The organism is Pseudomonas sp. FBF18 (assembly GCF_024261405.1).
Classification (GTDB): domain Bacteria; phylum Pseudomonadota; class Gammaproteobacteria; order Pseudomonadales; family Pseudomonadaceae; genus Aquipseudomonas; species Aquipseudomonas palmensis.
The window spans coordinates 463,559-481,817 of the sequence record NZ_QKRS01000001.1 but is presented as its reverse complement, the minus strand read 5'-3'; the positions used below and the strand labels follow the sequence as shown (position 1 = coordinate 481,817).

The window sequence follows — 18,259 nt, the reverse complement described above, 5'->3', positions numbered from 1 at the left end:
CGGCTCCTGCAGCTAGGGCTTGCGGCCCTGTGTCACGCCCGCAAGCGGCGCTGGGCCGCGATCTCCGGCAGGTCGTTGCGACGCAGGTACACCCGCAACGGCTCGGTGATGTTCAACCGCTCGTCGACATTCTGCGCCAGCAGCACCTCGATCAGTTCGCGGCGCAAGGTCATCACCTCGCCGCCACTCGCCTGCCACACGAATTCATGGCTGGGGATGATGCTGTCGTCGGCTACGTCCATGCCGAACGAGTCTTCGCTGAAGCGCACGATATGCCGGCCCAGCTTGTGGTTGAAGCCTACGAAGCCCTTGAGCTGGTCGGCCGCGGCGCAGATATCCTGGGAAGTGATGTGCATGTCAAACCTCACTGAAGCATCGTCGAAGATGCGGGGTGAATGGAATTGGCACGCGGGGCGGGTCGTCTGCGGCCCTCTCTGACGGAGAAGCTCGACAGGCAGAGGTTACTAAAAACCCGCCTGCGCCTGACACCCTTTTTTTCGCTAAACTGCCAGACATCCTCACCTTGCCGCCAGCCACGTGGACGTTCCATGAGTACTGCCATCACCGCCGACCTTGCCACGATTGCGCGGATCAACGCCGTGCCGGCCATCCTCCAGGTGATCTGCGAAACCACCGGCATGCGCTTTGCGGCCGTGGCCCGTGTCACCGAGAACAACTGGACCGCCTGCGCCGTGCTCGACAACCTGGGCTTTGGCCTGGGAGTGGGCGGCGAGCTGGACGTGGCCACCACGCTATGCCACGAGATTCGCGGCAGCCACCAGACCATCGTGATCGACAAGGCCAGCGAGGACGCCCGCTACTGCCACCACCCCACCCCGCGCCTGTACCGCTTCGAAAGCTATATCTCGGTGCCGGTGTTCCGTACCAACGGCAGCTTTTTCGGCACCATCTGCGCGCTCGATCCGGCCCCGGCCGCCCTCACCGGCAGCGCCATCCAGCCGATGATGGAGTCCTTCGCGCGGCTGTTGACGATCCAGATCGAGAGCGAGGAAGCCGCCCAGCAGACCGAGGCGGCGCTGAAGAAGGAGCTGGCCATCGCCGAGCTGCGCGAACAGTTCATCGCGGTGCTCGGCCACGACCTGCGCAACCCGCTGTTCGCCATCACCGCCGGCGCCGAGCTGCTGGTCAAGCGCCTGGGTGATGCACGCTCGCGAACCATCGCCGAGCACATCCTCGCCTCCGGACGCCGTGCCAGCGAACTGGTGCGCGATGTGCTGGATTTCGCCCGCGGGCGCCTGGGCAACGGCATCATGGTGAACATCCAGCCCTGCCCCGACCTGGACACCGCCCTGCGTCAGGTGGCCTCCGAGCTGCAACGGGTCTACCCGCAGCGGGTGATACGCCTGCATATCGATGACCTCAGCGGCATGTGCTGCGACCGTGAGCGGATCACCCAGCTGCTCTCCAACCTGCTGGCCAACGCCCTGAACCATGGCGACGCCAACAGCCCGGTAGATGTATCGGCGCGTATCGAGCAGCAGGTGTTCACCCTGGGCGTGCACAACCAGGGCGCGCCGATTGCCCCGGCGGTGATGGCGCAACTGTTCCAGCCGTTTTCGCGCCCGCTCGACGGCACCCCGCAAAGCGGCCTGGGGCTGGGCCTGTACATCGCCAACCAGATTGCCCTGGCCCATGGCGGGCGCATGGAAGTGGTGTCCAGCCGCGAGGCCGGCACGCTGTTCAGCCTGCGCCTGCCACTGGATCGAGTTGCCCCGCCAGAACCTGCTCCAGCCACCCCATGAACGCCGCCACCCGCAATGGCAGGTGTACCTGCCGAGCGAACAGCAATGACACCGGCATCGGCTCGGGCACCTGCTGGTCCAGCACGCTGACCAGTTGCCCGCTCTCCAGGTACTCGCGCACACCGGCAAAGGGCGCCTGGATGATGCCCAACCCGGCCAGGCAGGCGCTTTCGTAGGCATCGGTATTGTTCACCGTGACCGCACCGCCCATGGGCTGATACCGCGTCGTGGCGCCCTGTCGGTACTCGAACCCCGGGCAGCGCCCCCCCAGGTTCTGTACGTAGTGGATCAACTGGTGGTCGCGCAGGGCCTCCAGCCGTGTCGGCACCCCCATGCGCTGCAGGTAGGCAGGGCTGGCGCAGTTGACCATGCGCAGGCTGCCCAGGGGCCGGGCAACCAGCGCAAGGTCGCTGAGCGCACCAATGCGCAGCACGCAGTCGAAGCCCTCGCGCACCAGGTCGACCTGGCGATCGGTGCAACTGATCTCCAGCGCCAGCCCCGGGTGCTGCTGCATGAACGCCGGCAAGGCCGGCAGGATGATGCGTCGTGCCATCAGCGTCGGCAGGTCGATGCGCAGGCGACCGTGCAACTGGGCCGGGTCGGGCCGAAACAGCCCTTCGAGCTCGTCCATTCGCGACAGCAGGTCTTTGCTACGCTCGTACAGTTGCAGGCCATCCTGGGTGGCCTGTACACGCCGCGTGGTGCGGTTGAGCAGGCGCGTGCCCAGGTGCCTCTCAAGCAGGCGCACCTGTTCCGAGACGGTAGAACGCGGCAGCCCCAGGCTCTCACCGGCCAGGGTGAAGCTCGATAGTTCGGCAACCCGCACAAAGGTGCGCAACAGCTCCAGCGTGTTCATCCCAGCCCCCTCCATTGTTCGGCCCTGCCGAACAGTATTTCCGAATCCAGCGGATTTATCAGTACCGGAGCGACCAATAGACTGTGCTCGACTTCAGCCACCCCGAGGAACCGACCATGACCCGCAAGATCGCACTGATTACCGGCGCCAGCCGTGGCCTGGGCAGGAACACCGCGTTGCACCTGGCAGCCCAGGGCATCGACATCATCGGCACCTACCACAGCAAGGCCGACGAGGCCCACGCGCTGGTGGCCGAGCTTGAGCAAAAAGGCGTGCGCGCCACCATGCTGCAACTGGACGTGAGCAACAGCGCCAGCTTCGAAGCGTTCGCCGCCACCCTCGATGACACCTTGCTGCGTACCTTCGGCCGTCGGCAGTTCGACTTTCTGGTGAACAACGCCGGCATCGGCATCAACGCAAGCTTCAGCGAAACCACCGAAGCGCAGTTCGATACCCTGCTCAACATCCAGCTCAAGGGCCCGTTCTTTCTCACCCAGCGGCTGCTGCCGCTGCTTGCCGACCAGGGCCGCATCGTCAACATCTCCACCGGGCTGACCCGCTTTGCCCTGCCCGGCTTTGCCGCCTACGCGGCGATGAAGGGGGCGATGGAGGTGCTGACCCGCTACCAGGCCAAGGAGCTCGGTGCGCGTGGCATTCGCGTGAACATCCTGGCCCCCGGTGCCATCGAGACCGACTTTGGTGGCGGTGTGGTGCGCGACAATGACCAGGTGAACGGCTTTATCGCCAGCAACACTGCCCTGGGCCGCGTGGGCCTGCCGGATGATATCGGCGCGGCGGTGGCTGTGCTGCTCGGCGACGGTGGCAGCTGGATCAACGGCCAGCGGGTGGAGGTGTCGGGCGGGATGTTCCTGTGAAACCTCAGAGGTGCCTGTACAGCTCGGTGAGGCGGTCCAGCGCGGCCTGCACGAAGTCCTCGGGCAGGTCCTGGATCAATCGCGACGGGGCCTCGAACAGGTCCTCGCCGTGCGCTGCCTCAAGCGCCTCGAGCACCTCCATGCGCGCGTCACGACGCTCGGGATAGTGCGGGCCGAACAGCGCCAGGGCATCACCGAACGCCTTGGCAGTGACCGGCATGTGCAGGGCATGCAGGCCGCGCAAGGCGATCAGGGCCTGGTCGCCGGCACTGTTCCAGAAATACTGGTCCAGCCGCCCGTTCATGGTTTCGGCCTCCAGCCACCACAGCGCGATGGCTTCCTGCTCCTGCGCCAGCAAGGTGTCGAAACCATGATCCCAGCGCGCTTCGAGTTGCGCCCAGGTGGGGCTGTTGGTGATGCTCATGTACTTCCCTCGCCCACGTGCCAAATCGATGGGCGCGATTATAGGCGCTGCCTCAGTCCTCGCGCACCTGCACGCTGGCGGTCATGCCTGCACTGAGGTTGACCCCCGCCGGCACCTCGTCGAGCCGGATGCGCACCGGAATGCGCTGGGCCAGGCGCACCCAGTTGAAGGTCGGCTCCACTTCGGCCAGCAACTGGCTGTCGGGGGTGGCGTTGCGATCGGTGATGCCGCGGCTGATGCTCTGCACATGGCCCTGCATCGGCTCGCCGGCGCTCATCAGCCACACCTTGACCGGCGCACCGACCTTGATGCGCGGCAGCTTGGTTTCTTCGAAATAGGCCTGCACATAGAAGGTCGAGTCGTCCACCAGCGCCATCACCGGCTGCCCGGCATTCACATAATTGCCCTCGGCCAGGCGCAGGTTGGTGATGTGCCCGTCCCGCGGTGCCTTGACCTGGCTGCGCGCCAGGTTGAGCGCGGCCACCTTGACCTCGGCCAGGGCCTGGCGCAGCTCGCCACGGGCCACGGCGGCGTTGATCTGGGCGTTTTCGCGCAGCTCGGCGCTGATCGCCTGCGGGCCCAGTGCAGCGCGGCGCGAGGCCTCGTGTTCGCGCAAGCGCAGTTGCTGCTGGCGGGTCTCGGCCACGGCATTGGCTTTATCCAGCGCGGCCTCGAAGCGGTCCTTGTCGATGGACATCAGCAAGTCCCCCGCCTTGACCTCCTGGTTGTCGTGGACCTTGAGCTCGCGCACCCAGCCCGACACATCCGGGGCGACGATCACCACGTCGGCGCGGATCTTCGCGTCGCGGGTCCAGGGGGTGAGCATGTAGTAGCGCCACAGTTCGAGGCCGGCGAACACCGCCACCACCACCAGGCACAGGGTTACGGCAACACGCACATAGGTACGCATGGTCAAACTCCTTACAGGGGCCCCAGTACGCGGGTGACCAGGGCCAGAATACAAACGAACAGTGCAGTGTCGAACAGGGCTTCATGCCACACCCAGCGCCCCAGCGGGGTCAGACGCAGCAGCAGCCGCACCGCGAAGGTCAGCAGCAGCGCCAGCACCGCATAGATCAGAAAAGGGCTGAGCAGTACCCCGCCCATTGCCCACTCACGCAACCCCATGGAGTTCCTCCTGTCGCCGGCACCATTTGGCCCAGCTGTGTCGAAGTTGCAGTACCGCGCCCACGGCAAGACGCAGCGGGTCGCTGTCGGGGCGTTGCTGCAACGCCGCGATGAAGGCTTCGCTGGCAGCATCCAGGCGCTGCCCGCGCCCGGCACCCGGGCCCTGTGCCAGCACGTTTTCCAGCTGCTGGAAATACGCGCGCTGCGCCGCGTCCGGTGGCACCTGGGCCACCGCAAGGCACATGCGCAGGTGCAGCAGTTCGTCGCCGATGTCCAGCCCGTGCAGGCCATCGTCCCAGTGGCCGCGCTCCTGCTCGGGCAGCGCGGTGTAATGGCGCGCCAGCTGCAGCAGGCGGTCGGCCATGCGCCCGCCAAACCAGGTTTCGGCGCCGCGCAGGTCGCGCCGGGTCAGGCGTACCAGGTCGTTCTGGGTGGCGGCGCGCAGGCGCCGGCCGTGCCATGCGGGGTTGCGCAACACCAGCAGCTTGAACGCCAGCACCGCTGCGCCCACCCCCAGCAGCATGGCCTGGGCACTGTTGAGAAAGTTGGCCACATCGAACGTCATGGTATTGAGCGGTGCCACCAGCACGATGAAGTGCAGGCAGTACGAAGTGGCTGTGGCGCCGATTTTCGGGTTGGCCATGCCCAGCGCGCCCAGGAACAGCGGCACCCCCATGCCCATGCACAGCAAGGCAAAACCGCTCCACTGCGGCAGCAGGATCTGCCCGACGAAGAACGCCACGGGCACCGCCAGCAGGATGCCGCGCAAAAAACTCATGCCGATCTGCGCGCCGTTCTCGCGACTGGCGAACAGGCTGCACACCACGCAGGTGAGCACCAGGCCGCCGGGCGCCGCCGACCAGGCGGTGGCCAGCCAGAAGCTGGCCATGGCCAGGAACGCCAGCGCACTGCGCGAGCCGAACAGCAGTGCCAGCGGCACGTCGCGGTGCACCGCCAGGCTGTCGGGCAGGTCGGCCGGTGCCTTGCCCTCCTCCACCGCGCGCAGGGCCAGGGTCGCCGCCATGGCGTTGTCCAGCAGCAGGGTCAGACGCGCCAGGCAGTAATGCTGCGCGGGGCTGTTGTGCTCGTCATGGGCGGCATCCCAAACGCGCTGGCGCAGCACCAGCAGTGCGGCCTGATCGGGCTCGGCCAGGGCGGCCTGCACCTCGCTCAGCCATGGGGCCATGTGCTGCGCCTGTTCGTCGTCGAGCTGGCGCCACTGACGGCGTACAGAACGGGCGATGCGCAACAGGATCAGCAGCTTCTGGCTGAGCCCGCGAATCGCCCGGGCACGCTGGCGACCCAGGCTGCCTTCGAACCAGGCGTGTTCGCGCTGGGCATCCACCGCGACGATGCGCCCCAGAATCTCCAGAAGGCCCTTGCGCCCCTGCTCCTCGCCGGTCAGGGTCGCACTGGCAGCCTGCAGGCCGCTTTGCCAGGCTTGGCGAGCCTGCCCGCTGAGCTGCTGCTCGACCCGCATCGGCCAGAGCAAGGCGCTGACCAAGGTGGCGCAGATGATGCCCAGGCTGATCTCGGTGCAGCGTGCCACCGCCTGGTCGAACACCAGCAGCGGGTGATTGATGGCCGGCAAGGCAATGATCGCCACGGTGTAGCCGGCCAGCACGAAGGAATACGCCCAGGCGCTGCGCAGCAGGGTCGAGCAGGCCGTGCACAGCGCCAGCCACAGGGCCAGCGCCAGCAGAAACAGCCACGGCGTCTGGGCGAACAGGCCCATGAACACCACTGACATGATCGTCCCGACCAGCGTGCCGAACAGCCGTGCCAGGCCCTTCTGCAGCACCATGCCCGACAGCGGCTGGGCCACGATGAAAGCCGTCATCAACGCCCAGGCCGGTTGTTCCAGCCCCCAGCGCAACGCCAGCCACAGCGCCAACCCGCCGCCAAGCAGGGTTTTCACGGCAAATTGCACAGCGAGTCGGTTGGGCGCCAGCAGGGCCTGCAGAGTGATGGGCACGGATCGAACCTTGGGAAGCGATGAAGTAAAGATAGACACAGATACGCGGGAAAGGTCAGATGCGAATTATTAGCTAGCTAACTACTTATAGTCCAGAATTTTTCTGCCTTCCCGCGCCGGCAAGGCCGGTGCCTACAGGGCCCATCCCGGCAGCCCCCGGTACTGCCACCCCAAATTCCAGGCAAAAAAAATGGGCAACCGAAGTTGCCCTAAATGCCTTGCGTGCTCGTGTATCGGAAAGGATCAGCCCTGCTTGCGCTTGTTCGAGTCCTTCCAGATGAAAATACCCAGGCCTGCGAAAAACAGCAGCATCAGGCCGACTGTCACAACGCCAGCGATAACCACATTATCGAAGAACATATCGGCCTCCATTCGCCTGCACCTGTCTGATGGGGTAACAGTAGCGAATGGGGCGGGAGAGGAAATTGACCGAGGTCAATGGCGCCCATCAACGGACGCGCGAGGCGGGTGCAGGGTTGACCTGCATCAAGAATCAGCGCTTCTTCGGCTTGCCCTTGGGCTTTTTCTTGCCCTTGCCCAGGGGCATTGCCTGCTCGAACGCCTGACGCACTTCGTTCAGGCGCTTTTCCTTGAGGTCGTGCACGCGACGGGCGCGCTCGGCGCCGAAATCGATCAGGTTGTCGTCTTGGCTCATGTTCAGGCTCGTGGAACGGACTGCGGAAGTCGCCATGATGAGGGCTCGCGCCCGCACTGAACAGCCCCGTTCAGACTTCGATGTCCACCAGCAGGCCCTGGCGCGGCTGTTCGCCCATCAACGGCGCCACCGGCACGGTGTTGTCGGCGTTCACCTCGTCGCCCGGCAGGGCCTGGTACAGCTCTTCGTCCGGGGCCTTGCGGCGTTTGCCCTGGCGGCGGCGCTGCTCGTCACGCAGCAGTACCCCCGACTCCTGCGGGTCGCGCTTCTTGAAATCGATATTGCTGTCGGTGGCGCTTGGCTGGGCCGGCACCACGGGGGCGATGGTTGGCGGCTGCTTGACCGGGTCGTGTTGCGTGGTGACCGGGGCGGCACTGAGGGGAATGATGGGCGGCAGCATGGTTGTTGTTCTCCTGTCGCCAATGTGTCGGCTGCCAAACGGCAGCCTTGAGCGCCGATGGCAAAAGTGTGGCACCCGTCACAGCCAGGGGTGTGCCTGAGTATAGTACGCTGCGCTTCCCGTTTTTCGCCCTATAAGGCAGGAGCCTACGATGCGTACCCCCTATCGCCTCCTGGCGAGTATCGGCCTGGCCACGGCCGGCCTTGCGGCCATGGCCGACCCGGCCCCGGTGCTGTTCGGTGGCTGGCGCAACCTCGCCACGGCGGCCGATGCCGGGTATGTCGAAGAGAACATGGCATTCGCCATGCTGCCGGCAGTGGTTGCCCGCGGCACGCGCATGGCCGTGCTGGACGAGCAGCGCAAGCAGACCGTGTGTTGCCTGGAGGTGGTCAGCGTGCCGCTTGAAGACAGCCTGCTGCGCCACCGTTTCGACCTGCCGGGCGTCTGGGTGAGCGACCTGCGCAATGACTGGAACATCGACCACCGGCCCTACCTGCCCGAGGTGTTCGCCCTGCAACGACGCGACGCCCTGGTCGACTATCACTTCGATGAAAATGGCTACGGCCACCTGGGGGGCCTGCTCGTCCCGGCCGATGCGCGAATCACACCCCAGGGCACGCTGCACACCGGTGGCCAGACGTTCACCGTCGACATCGATACCCAGCCGATGGCCAACGACAACGGCTCGATGAGCCGCTACACCCTGACCGACACACGCAACCCGCAGCACCGCTATACGGTGGAAGTCCCCGTCGCCACCTACTGACGTGCCCTACTGATCGGGGTCGTCATCGTCCGGTTCGGGCGCCGCTTCGCTCCACGGGCGCTTGAGCACGCTGTTCCAGACCTTCTCCAGGTGTTCGCGCAGCACCGGCGGTGCGTCCTTGAGGGTGGGGCCGTCTTCGCGTTCACCACCAAAGGCATCCTCGCCTTCCGGGGCGATCAGCGACTGGCCGTTGATCACGTAGCTGGCGGCCCCTTCGCGCAGTTCCACATGCAGGTCCTGCGGGTCGACACCGCCACCGCAAAAGGAATGACTGGCAACGGTCAGTTCGGCCACACCATCGTTGTTCAGGTCGCTGGCGCCGCTGACGTCGGTATAGAAGCCCACGTCCAGGTCCAGCCCCGGGCAGATGGTTTCATTCTCGATGGTCCAGCGCGCCTTGTAGGTTTGGGCGTCGTGGCTGCGGCCATACAGGGTGGCGGTGAGCACCACCCGGTCGACCTCCTGCTGGGTTTCCTCGTCGCTGACCTGGTCGTCCAGGCGGCTGAGTACCAGCACCGCCTCGCCGTCGCGGTCGCGAAAGTGCACGTTCTGCACCGGCACCTGCACGCCCAGCGCCGCCAGCGCCGGGGGCTCCAGTGGTGGCAGCAGTTCGAAACCCTGCTGGTCGCAGGCGCCGAGCGAGGCCAGGCTGGCCAGTACGATGCAGTGGCGTAACGGGAGGGACAGCAGAGGGTGTCGGAGCATGGGTCGAGGCCTGTGGTGGCAAAGACGGCTTTCGTCGATGAAATCGCCAGACGCTTTGGTCTGTGCAGCCCTATCCGTTAAGATAGTCGCCTTTTGAATGGCGGGAGTCAGGCAGTATGGCGCAGCAGTATCAACCGGGGCAACGCTGGATCAGCGACAGCGAAGCCGAGCTGGGTCTAGGGACCGTTCTGGCACAGGACGGCCGCTTGTTGACCGTGCTCTACCCGGCCACTGGCGACACCCGCCAGTACTCCCTGCGCAATGCGCCCCTGACCCGCGTGCGTTTCTCGCCGGGCGACCAGATCACTCACTTCGAAGGCTGGAAGCTGACCGTGCGCGAAGTCGAGGTCATCGACGGCCTGATGGTCTACCACGGCCTCGATGCCCAGAACCAGGCCTGCACCCTGCCTGAAACCCAGCTGTCGAACTTCATCCAGTTCCGCCTGGCCAGCGACCGCCTGTTCGCCGGGCAGATCGACCCGCTGGCGTGGTTCTCGCTGCGCTACAACACCCTGGAACACACCAGCCGCCAGTTGCAGTCGTCGCTGTGGGGCCTGGGCGGCACCCGTGCCCAGCCGATCGCCCACCAGTTGCACATTGCCCGCGAAGTGGCCGACCGTATCGCCCCGCGCGTACTGCTGGCCGACGAAGTGGGCCTGGGCAAGACCATCGAAGCCGGCCTGGTGATCCATCGCCAGCTGCTCACGGGTCGCGCCAGCCGCGTGCTGATCCTGGTGCCGGAGAACCTGCAGCACCAGTGGCTGGTGGAAATGCGCCGCCGTTTCAACCTGCAGGTGGCTCTGTTCGACGCCGAGCGCTTCATCGAAAGCGATGCCAGCAACCCGTTCGAGGATGCGCAACTGGCGCTGGTGGCGCTGGAGTGGCTGACCGAGGATGAAAAGGCCCAGGACGCGCTGTTCGCCGCCGGCTGGGACCTGCTGGTGGTCGACGAGGCGCACCACCTGGTGTGGCACGAAGACCAGGTCAGCCCGGAGTACGCGCTGGTCGAGCAACTGGCCGAGGTCATCCCCGGCGTACTGCTGCTGACCGCCACCCCCGAGCAACTGGGCCAGGACAGCCACTTCGCACGCCTGCGCCTGCTCGACCCCAACCGTTTCCACGACCTGGCCGCATTCCGCGCCGAGAGCGACAACTATCGCCCGGTGGCCGAGGCGGTGCAGGAGCTGCTCGATGAAGGCCGCCTGTCGCCCAAGGCCCACGCCACCATCCAGGGCTTCCTGGGTGCCGAAGGCGAGGCGCTGCTGGCCGCAGTCAACGATGGCGACACCCAGGCCAGCGCACGCCTGATCCGCGAGCTGCTGGACCGCCACGGCACCGGCCGCGTGCTGTTTCGCAACACCCGTGCCGCGGTGCAGGGCTTCCCGCAGCGCCAGCTGCACGCCTACCCGCTGCCGTGCCCCGACGAGTACATGGAACTGCCGGTGGGCGAGCATGCCGACCTGTACCCGGAAGTCAGCTTCCAGGCCCAGGGCGACAGCGACGAAGAGAGCCGCTGGTGGCGCTTCGACCCACGTGTCGAATGGCTGATCGACACCCTCAAGATGCTCAAGCGGGTCAAGGTGCTGGTGATCTGCGCCCACGCCGAAACCGCGATGGACCTGGAAGACGCCCTGCGCGTGCGCTCGGGCATTCCGGCCACGGTGTTCCATGAGGGCATGAGCATCCTGGAGCGCGACCGCGCCGCCGCCTACTTTGCCGACGAAGAGTTCGGCGCGCAGGTGCTGATCTGCTCGGAAATCGGCAGCGAAGGCCGCAACTTCCAGTTCGCCCACCACCTGGTGCTGTTCGACCTGCCGGCCCACCCCGACCTGCTGGAACAGCGCATCGGCCGCCTGGACCGTATCGGCCAGAAGCACACCATCGAACTGCATGTGCCGCACCTGCAGAACAGCCCGCAGGAGCGCCTGTTCCAGTGGTACCACCAGGCACTCAATGCCTTCCTCAATACCTGCCCTACCGGCAACGCCCTGCAGCACCAGTTCGGCCCGCGCCTGCTGCCGCTGCTGGAAAGCGGCGACGACGGCGAGTGGGAAGCGCTGGTCAACGAAGCCTGCGCCGAGCGCCAGCGCCTGGAGTCTGAGCTGCACAGCGGCCGCGACCGCCTGCTGGAGCTCAACTCCGGTGGTGCCGGCGAAGGCCAGGCGCTGGTGGAGGCGATCCTCGAGCAGGACGACCAGTTCGCCCTGCCGATCTACATGGAAACCCTGTTCGACGCCTTCGGTATCGACAGCGAGGACCACTCGGAAAACGCCCTGATCCTCAAGCCGAGCGAGAAGATGCTCGACGCCAGCTTCCCGCTGGGCGACGACGAAGGCGTGACCATCACCTACGACCGCAACCAGGCGCTATCGCGCGAGGACATGCAGTTCATCACCTGGGAACACCCCATGGTGCAGGGCGGCATGGACCTGGTGCTCAGCGGCTCGATGGGCAATACCGCGGTGGCGCTGATCAAGAACAAGGCGCTCAAGCCGGGCACCGTGCTGCTCGAACTGCTGTACGTCAGCGAAGTGGTCGCCCCGCGCGCCCTGCAACTGGGCCGCTACCTGCCGCCGGCAGCGCTGCGCTGCCTGCTCGACACCAACGGCAACGACCTGGCGGCGCGGGTGTCGTTCGAGACCCTCAACGACCAGCTCGAAAGCGTGCCCAAGGCCAGCGCCAACAAGTTCATCCAGGCCCAGCGCGATGTCCTGACCCCGCGCATCAATGCCGGCGAGGCCAAGATCATGCCGCGCCACGCCGAGCGTGTGGCCGAGGCGCAGCGCCGCCTGGCAGCCGAAACCGATGAAGAACTGGCGCGCCTGACCGCGTTGCAGGCGGTCAACCCGACCGTGCGCGACACCGAAATCCAGGCCTTGCGTGCGCAACGCGAGCAGGGCCTGGCGATGCTGGAGAAGGCCGCCCTGCGCCTTGAGGCAATTCGGGTACTGGTCGCCGGCTGACCCACTGGCCGGCTCCTGCATGATCGATGCAGGAGCCGGCCTTGCCGGCGAAGGGCGCGACTCGGTTTTAGAACCAAACGCTATCGCCCCAATCTCCAATCCATACAAGTCAATCTGCCATTAATCCCGATGGGTTAATGCTCTCTTCCTATACTCAGCCAAAACCGTCTCCACTCCGCTGGAGGCCGCGTGCACACCGGACCAAGAGGCATGCTATGGAGTGGCAGGGGCTGCATGTACTCGCCGAACTTCCCGCAACCGGACAATTGCTCCTCGATTGCCGGCACAACCCTTACCTGGTGGCACTTGCCTACCTGGTCGCCTGCGCGGGCAGTTTCGCCACCCTCGACATCATCGAACGCGTGGGCAATGCCGAGCACAGCGCCGCCCAACGTCAATGGCGCCTGCTCGGCACCTTCTGCCTGGCCTGCAGCGTGTGGGGCATGCACTTCATCGGCATGCTCGCCTTCCAGGCCCCCCTCGAGGTGCACTACGACCTGGCCCTGACGGCCGTATCGCTGCTGCTGATGCTGCTCGCCGCCTGGAGTGCGATGAACCTGCTCGGCACACCCCAGCCGCGCCTGCACCAGCATGTGCTGGCGGCCATCGCCATCGGCCTGGGCATCGGCGCCATGCATTACACCGGCATGGCAGCCATGCGCTCCAACGCCTCGCAGTTCTACCGCGCCGACCTGCTGGCAAGTTCGGTGGTGGTCGCCTTCGGCGTCAGCCTGCTGGCGTTGCTGCTGACCCGCTACCGCCCGGCCCACAGCAACTGGCCCAGGTACGTCGCCAGCCTGGTGATGGCCACCGGCATCATTGCTACCCATTTCACCGGCATGTGGGCCTTGACCCTGGTGCTGCCCGTGGACGCGCCGCTGCAGTTGCCGATCACCGACAACAGCCTGCACCTGAGCCTGGCCATCGCCTTCGTCGCCCTGCTGATCAGTGCCAGTTGCATCAGCGCCGCCCTGTCGGACAAGAAGCTGCAGAGCAAGGAGCACGACCTGCGCCGGGTCAACATGCTGCTCAGCCAGCTGGACCAGGCACGGGTCTCGCTGCAACAGGCGGCGCACTACGATGCACTGACCAACCTGGTCAACCGTCGCGGTTTCAACCAGCTGTTCGCCGAGCGCCTGGCCGAACAGGCGGCCAGCGGCGGCATGCTGGCGGTGATGTTCCTGGACATCGACCACTTCAAGCGCATCAACGACAGCCTGGGCCATGACGCGGGGGATCAGCTGCTGCAGGTGATCGCCGCGCAGATCAAGAGCGCCACCCGCACCCACGACGTGGTGGCCCGCTTCGGCGGCGACGAGTTCTGCATTCTGATCGGCCTGCACAACCGCGACGAGGCCCGCCACCTGGCGCAGCGCATCATGCACAAGGTCAAGGAACCGATCGACCTGAGCGGCCGGCGCATGGTGATGACCACCAGCATCGGCATCAGCGTGTTCCCCGACGATGGCGAAAGCTGCGACGAGCTGCTCAAGCACGCGGACCTGGCGCTGTATCAGTCCAAGGGCTGCGGGCGCAACAACCTGAACTTCTTCAGCAGCAACCTGAAAACCCGCGCCACCCTGGAGCTGCAACTGGAGGAGGAGCTGCGCGTGGCCCTGCTCGAAGAACGCGGGCTGCGCATCCACTACCAGCCGATCTTCGACCTGGCCAGCGGCCAGGTGGCCAAGCTCGAAGCGCTGATCCGCTGGCAGCACCCGCAGCACGGCCTGCTCAGCCCCGACCGCTTCATCGGCATTGCCGAAGCCAACGGCCTGATCGGCGAGCTCGACCTGTGGGTGTTGCGCCGCGCCTGCCAGGACCTGGCGCAGTTGAGCCGCCATGGCTTCGACCAACTCAAGGTCACCGTCAACTGCTCGGCGCTGACCCTGGGCCGCGAAGAACTCGTCAGCGAAGTGGAAGATGCGCTGTTCAGCGCGGGGCTGCCGGCCTGGCGCCTGGAAATGGAGGTGACCGAAAACGCGCTGATGGGCAACATCCACAACACCATCGCCCTGCTCAAGCGTATCCGGGCCAAGGGCGTTTCACTCTCGATCGACGACTTCGGCACCGGCTACTCATCGCTGGCCTACCTCAAGCGCCTGCCGCTGGACACGCTGAAGATCGACCGCTCGTTCATCCAGGACATCCCCCACTCCGAGCAGGACATGGACATCGTGCAGGCCATCATCATCATGGCCCACACTCTGCACCTGAAGGTGGTGACCGAGGGAGTGGAAACCGTCGAGCAGTACCAGTTCCTGCGCCAGCAGGGCTGCGACTTTCTGCAGGGCTACCTGTTCAGCCGCCCGGTACCGATGGGCGAGCTGCACGCGGTGCTCGGCAGCCTCAACCAGTGCAGCGACCTGCCTATGGCTTGCGGCGAAACAGCTCGACCAGGGTTGCGGGATCCTTTTCCAGGTAACCCTGGCTGCCGTGCAAGCGCATCAGCTGCGCCGCCAGGCCGCTGATCGGGGTGGCCGAGCCCTGCTCGCGGGAAAACTTGACCGCCGTATCCAGGTCCTTGAGCAAGGTGCGCACGTGCCACTTCACCGGCTCGTAACGCTGCTCGGCCATTTGCGGGGCCAGGATCTGCAACGGCCTGGAATCGGCGAAACCGCCCGCCAGGGCTTCGGCGATCAGGCTGGCATCCACCCCTGACTGTTCGGCCAGGGCCACCACCTCGGCAATCACCAGTGCGTTGCAGGCCACGATCATCTGGTTGCAGGCCTTGGTCACCTGCCCTGCCCCCACCGCGCCCATGTGCGTGACCCTCTGCCCCAGCACCTGGAGCACCGGGCGCACCCGCTCAAGATCGGCCGCCTCGCCGCCGACCATGATCGCCAGGCTGCCGGCCTCGGCGCCCGGGGTGCCGCCCGACACCGGTGCATCCAGCCAGTGCATGCCGCAGGCCTGCCTCAGCTGTGCGGCCATTTGCCGCGTGGCGCCGGGCTCCAGGCTGGAAAAATCCACCAGCAGTTGCCCGGCCGCGCCGCCTGCGGCGATACCATCGTCACCGAACACCACCTCGTGCACCACCTGGGTGTCGGCCAGGCACAGCATCACCACGTCCGCCGCCGCGCAGAGCTCTGCCGGGCTGTTCGCCTGGCTTGCCCCGGCGGCCACCAGTGGCGCGCACTTGTCCGATGAACGGTTCCACACGGTCAACGGAAAACCGGCCGCCAGCAGCCGCCGACACATGGGCAATCCCATCAGACCGATACCGGCGAACCCCAGCGAAGGTAGTGCAATGCTCATGACAGCTCCTGGCAAATTAAAGAAGTTGGCGATGCGGACGATTCAGTTCTCAGACGTGACAGGAAAACCCTTAGAGGGTTATAGGGCAGGACCCTATCGCTCACGCCAAAGGCGCACTGATACAGTCGCGAAACTTATCCCGTGATGGCTCGATGATATCGACTTTTACCAGCCGTCCACCCAGGCAAATGGCGCAAAATGACCTCAAAGAATACTTCTGCCACCGCGGTTTCCGAGCTGATGTCATCCTCCACCGCGCTCACCGCCCCGGCGCCTCGAGAATACTACAGCCCGCGCGCGGCTACGCCGCAGCAGTACCTGTATTACACCGAGACCGATATCCAGCGCATCCTGGACAACCTCGACGGCCTGCGCGACCTGGTGTTCCCGCCCAGTGTGCATGTCGAAGATGACACCCAGTTGCGCCTGGACCAGCAGTTCCCTTCGGTGTGCCTGATCGGCCTGGGTCGTTGCGGTTCGAACATTGCCCTGGATGTGGCGGAGCTGGTGTACAACGCCCGCACCTTCTACCTCAACGAATTCAACAACGAAGACCGCCACGCCGGCGAGCAGCCCTACAGCCCGGGCCGCTGGATCCGCAACAACCTGCGCCTGGTGCAGAACAAGGGCGCCAAGCCGGTGTTCCTGGTGGAACCGCTGGTGATGCTGGGCGACCTGGACAAGGATATCGCCGGGCGCATCCGTTTTTCGCGCAAGGGCGAGAAGAGCGGCTTTCTGCGCGACTACAGCAAGATGAAGATCATGGACCTGTCCGAGGTGCATGCGGGCGGCGCCGGCAACGCGCCGATCCTGGGCCAGTACCTGGCCAAGATCATCCTCAACAAGGAAACCCAGCGCTTCTCCAGTGCCGACTGGAAGCTGATCCACTCGTACCTGATCGACTCGTGCGGCATCAAGGCCAACCAGTCGCGCCTGTACTTCTACATCTTCAGCGCCGGTGGCGGTACCGGCTCGGGCATGGCTTCGGAGTTCGGCCTGGCCCAGCAGTTCTCGTACATGAACAAGACGTTCGACACCAAGCCGGCCGACGAGAACGACACCAAGAGCGGGCACTCCTTCGTCTTCGAGCCGATCTTCACCAGCGGCATCTGTGTGCTGCCGAACATCTCCGACCACCGCAGCGAGATGTCCGAGGCACTGCACATCAACGCCGGCCGCCTGCTGTGCAAGTACCTGTCGGAGGAATGGGACTTCTCGTACAACTTCGACAACGAGGACAGCAGCGAAGCCAGCGTGATGGGGCGTATCCGTCCGTGGAACGCGATGATGCTGATCTCCAACGACATCATGCGCTATGCCGAGGAGAACGATGACGGCAACATCCAGGACATTGACGTCAATGCCATGGAGAAGCACGCCAACCAGTACATCTCGCAGCAGATCTTCAACATCCTCACCGCCCAGGCGGTGACCACCGACTACGACCAGAACTACTTCCGACGCGCGGGCATCGACATCGGCGAGACCATCCGCCTGGATGCCAACGACCTGTTCATGAGCCTGGCCGGCCCGGTGGCCATCGCCTACGCCGAATCGGTAGTGCCCGAGCAGCCGACACCAGGCAACGACAAGTTCAAGGTGTTCGAGAAAGAGAAGCCGCAGCTCAACATCGACGACCTGTTCTTCCGCTCCATCGACCTGCCGCACTTCAACAAGGTGACCCAGGCGATCGAGGGCATCAGCCTGCTGCCGATCGAGTCCAAGCGCTATCGCGCGGCCCTGGAGCAGTACAAGACCTCCGGCTACGACGCCGCGGCGCTGCATGACCTGCACTTCTTCAAGAACTGCTCGTCGGTGGTGTCGATCGTGTCCCTGCCCAAGGACTACAAGCTCTCGTACATGGACCTGAACCGGCTCAAGACCCACCTCAACAGCCTGTTCCCCAACACCACGCTCAAGCGCTACGCGCTGGTGATCGGCGCCTCGGCCAACCTGTCGCTGACCACCCTGATCGCCAAGAGCCCGTGCCTGTCGGACGACTTCCTGACCCTGATCGTGGCGTTCATCAAGCGCTGTTTCGCGCGCACCCCGTACCGTTTCGACGACACGCTGGACAACGCCATCCTCGACTTCATCACCCGTGAGGAATTCGACGAGGACCGTATCGACGACCTGCTCAACGAGTTCGAGAACCCGGCCAAGATCCTTGATACCAACTGGTACGCGATCAAGCCGATGTACGAGAAGAAGTACCGCGAGCTGATCAACGACAAGAGCAAGTTCGTGTCGATCAACGATATCCGCCTGTCACGCGAGTGCGTGAAGAAGGCGGTGAAGTACCTGCGCGAGATCTACCGTCACCGCATCGGCAAGACGCGGGTGATTTCGCTCAACAGCCATACGGGCAAGACAGACTACGAGTAATCTGCGCGGCGCCTCTGCGGCCATCGCGGGTCAAGCCCGCTCCCACAAGGTCTCCACCAACCTGTGGGAGCGGGCTTGACCCGCGATGAGGCAAGAACTGTTACCGCGT

At 65.2% G+C, this 18,259-nt stretch carries 17 protein-coding genes; 6 read left to right on the top strand and 11 right to left on the bottom strand.

Going from position 1 to position 18,259, the window contains the following annotated elements; genetic code table 11:
• Positions 1-32 precede the first annotated feature (32 nt).
• On the bottom strand, positions 33-356 hold the full coding sequence (locus tag DN387_RS02275) for a DUF2025 family protein (protein ID WP_043862592.1): 324 nt from the start codon (positions 354-356) through the stop codon (positions 33-35).
• 192 nt (positions 357-548) lie between these two features.
• Between DN387_RS02275 and DN387_RS02270 the strand changes: the two genes are divergently transcribed.
• The gene (locus DN387_RS02270) at positions 549-1,763 is read left to right on the top strand and encodes an ATP-binding protein (protein WP_054914717.1); all 1,215 of its coding nucleotides are present in this window, start codon (positions 549-551) and stop codon (positions 1,761-1,763) included.
• On the opposite strand, the gene DN387_RS02265 is transcribed toward DN387_RS02270, so the two are convergent.
• The gene (locus tag DN387_RS02265; RefSeq protein ID WP_054914718.1) at positions 1,702-2,619 is read right to left on the bottom strand and encodes a LysR family transcriptional regulator; all 918 of its coding nucleotides are present in this window, start codon (positions 2,617-2,619) and stop codon (positions 1,702-1,704) included. The genes DN387_RS02270 and DN387_RS02265 overlap by 62 nt on opposite strands.
• Before the next feature lie 116 nt (positions 2,620-2,735).
• Between DN387_RS02265 and DN387_RS02260 the strand changes: the two genes are divergently transcribed.
• Entirely contained in the window at positions 2,736-3,494 is a 759-nt protein-coding gene (locus DN387_RS02260; RefSeq protein ID WP_043862595.1) for an SDR family NAD(P)-dependent oxidoreductase, read from the top strand.
• A 4-nt stretch (positions 3,495-3,498) separates the two neighbouring features.
• Here the strand turns inward: DN387_RS02260 and DN387_RS02255 are convergent, their stop codons facing one another.
• The 7 genes from DN387_RS02255 to DN387_RS02230 form a co-directional block, all read right to left on the bottom strand.
• Positions 3,499-3,918 carry a DUF4375 domain-containing protein gene (locus tag DN387_RS02255; RefSeq protein WP_043862596.1) on the bottom strand — a complete coding sequence of 140 codons (420 nt, stop codon included), beginning with the start codon at positions 3,916-3,918 and terminating at the stop codon, positions 3,499-3,501.
• A gap of 52 nt (positions 3,919-3,970) precedes the next feature.
• The gene (locus DN387_RS02250) at positions 3,971-4,828 is read right to left on the bottom strand and encodes an HlyD family secretion protein (protein WP_054914719.1); all 858 of its coding nucleotides are present in this window, start codon (positions 4,826-4,828) and stop codon (positions 3,971-3,973) included.
• An 11-nt stretch (positions 4,829-4,839) separates the two neighbouring features.
• Positions 4,840-5,046, bottom strand: a complete 207-nt coding sequence (locus tag DN387_RS02245) for a DUF1656 domain-containing protein (RefSeq protein WP_043862598.1) — start codon at positions 5,044-5,046, stop codon at positions 4,840-4,842.
• The gene (locus DN387_RS02240; protein WP_043862599.1) at positions 5,033-7,021 is read right to left on the bottom strand and encodes an FUSC family protein; all 1,989 of its coding nucleotides are present in this window, start codon (positions 7,019-7,021) and stop codon (positions 5,033-5,035) included. Before DN387_RS02240 ends, DN387_RS02245 begins: the two co-directional genes overlap by 14 nt.
• 243 nt (positions 7,022-7,264) lie before the next feature.
• The gene (gene ccoM / locus DN387_RS26015; protein ID WP_043862641.1) at positions 7,265-7,381 is read right to left on the bottom strand and encodes a cytochrome c oxidase subunit CcoM; all 117 of its coding nucleotides are present in this window, start codon (positions 7,379-7,381) and stop codon (positions 7,265-7,267) included.
• Positions 7,382-7,514: 133 nt separating this feature from the next.
• On the bottom strand, positions 7,515-7,676 hold the full coding sequence (locus DN387_RS02235) for a hypothetical protein (RefSeq protein WP_088513942.1): 162 nt from the start codon (positions 7,674-7,676) through the stop codon (positions 7,515-7,517).
• Positions 7,677-7,746: 70 nt separating this feature from the next.
• A complete protein-coding gene (locus DN387_RS02230; protein WP_043862600.1) occupies positions 7,747-8,076 on the bottom strand; it encodes a hypothetical protein in 330 nt (109 codons plus the stop codon).
• A gap of 151 nt (positions 8,077-8,227) precedes the next feature.
• Here DN387_RS02230 and DN387_RS02225 point away from each other — a divergent pair, with 151 nt between their 5' ends.
• The gene (locus tag DN387_RS02225; RefSeq protein ID WP_054914720.1) at positions 8,228-8,842 is read left to right on the top strand and encodes a hypothetical protein; all 615 of its coding nucleotides are present in this window, start codon (positions 8,228-8,230) and stop codon (positions 8,840-8,842) included.
• A gap of 6 nt (positions 8,843-8,848) precedes the next feature.
• On the opposite strand, the gene DN387_RS02220 is transcribed toward DN387_RS02225, so the two are convergent.
• Positions 8,849-9,547 carry a M949_RS01915 family surface polysaccharide biosynthesis protein gene (locus DN387_RS02220; RefSeq protein WP_054914721.1) on the bottom strand — a complete coding sequence of 233 codons (699 nt, stop codon included), beginning with the start codon at positions 9,545-9,547 and terminating at the stop codon, positions 8,849-8,851.
• Between the two features lie 116 nt (positions 9,548-9,663).
• Here DN387_RS02220 and rapA point away from each other — a divergent pair, with 116 nt between their 5' ends.
• Positions 9,664-12,510 carry an RNA polymerase-associated protein RapA gene (gene rapA / locus DN387_RS02215; RefSeq protein ID WP_054914722.1) on the top strand — a complete coding sequence of 949 codons (2,847 nt, stop codon included), beginning with the start codon at positions 9,664-9,666 and terminating at the stop codon, positions 12,508-12,510.
• 215 nt (positions 12,511-12,725) lie between these two features.
• A complete protein-coding gene (locus DN387_RS02210; protein ID WP_054914723.1) occupies positions 12,726-14,978 on the top strand; it encodes a bifunctional diguanylate cyclase/phosphodiesterase in 2,253 nt (750 codons plus the stop codon).
• Here the strand turns inward: DN387_RS02210 and DN387_RS02205 are convergent.
• Complete coding sequence (locus tag DN387_RS02205) at positions 14,878-15,765, bottom strand: NAD(P)-dependent oxidoreductase (RefSeq protein ID WP_043862605.1); 888 nt, start codon at positions 15,763-15,765, stop codon at positions 14,878-14,880. The genes DN387_RS02210 and DN387_RS02205 overlap by 101 nt on opposite strands.
• 198 nt (positions 15,766-15,963) lie before the next feature.
• Between DN387_RS02205 and DN387_RS02200 the strand changes: the two genes are divergently transcribed.
• Positions 15,964-18,150, top strand: coding sequence for a hypothetical protein (locus DN387_RS02200; RefSeq protein WP_054914724.1), 2,187 nt, complete (start codon positions 15,964-15,966; stop codon positions 18,148-18,150).
• The last annotated feature ends 109 nt before the right edge of the window (positions 18,151-18,259 follow it).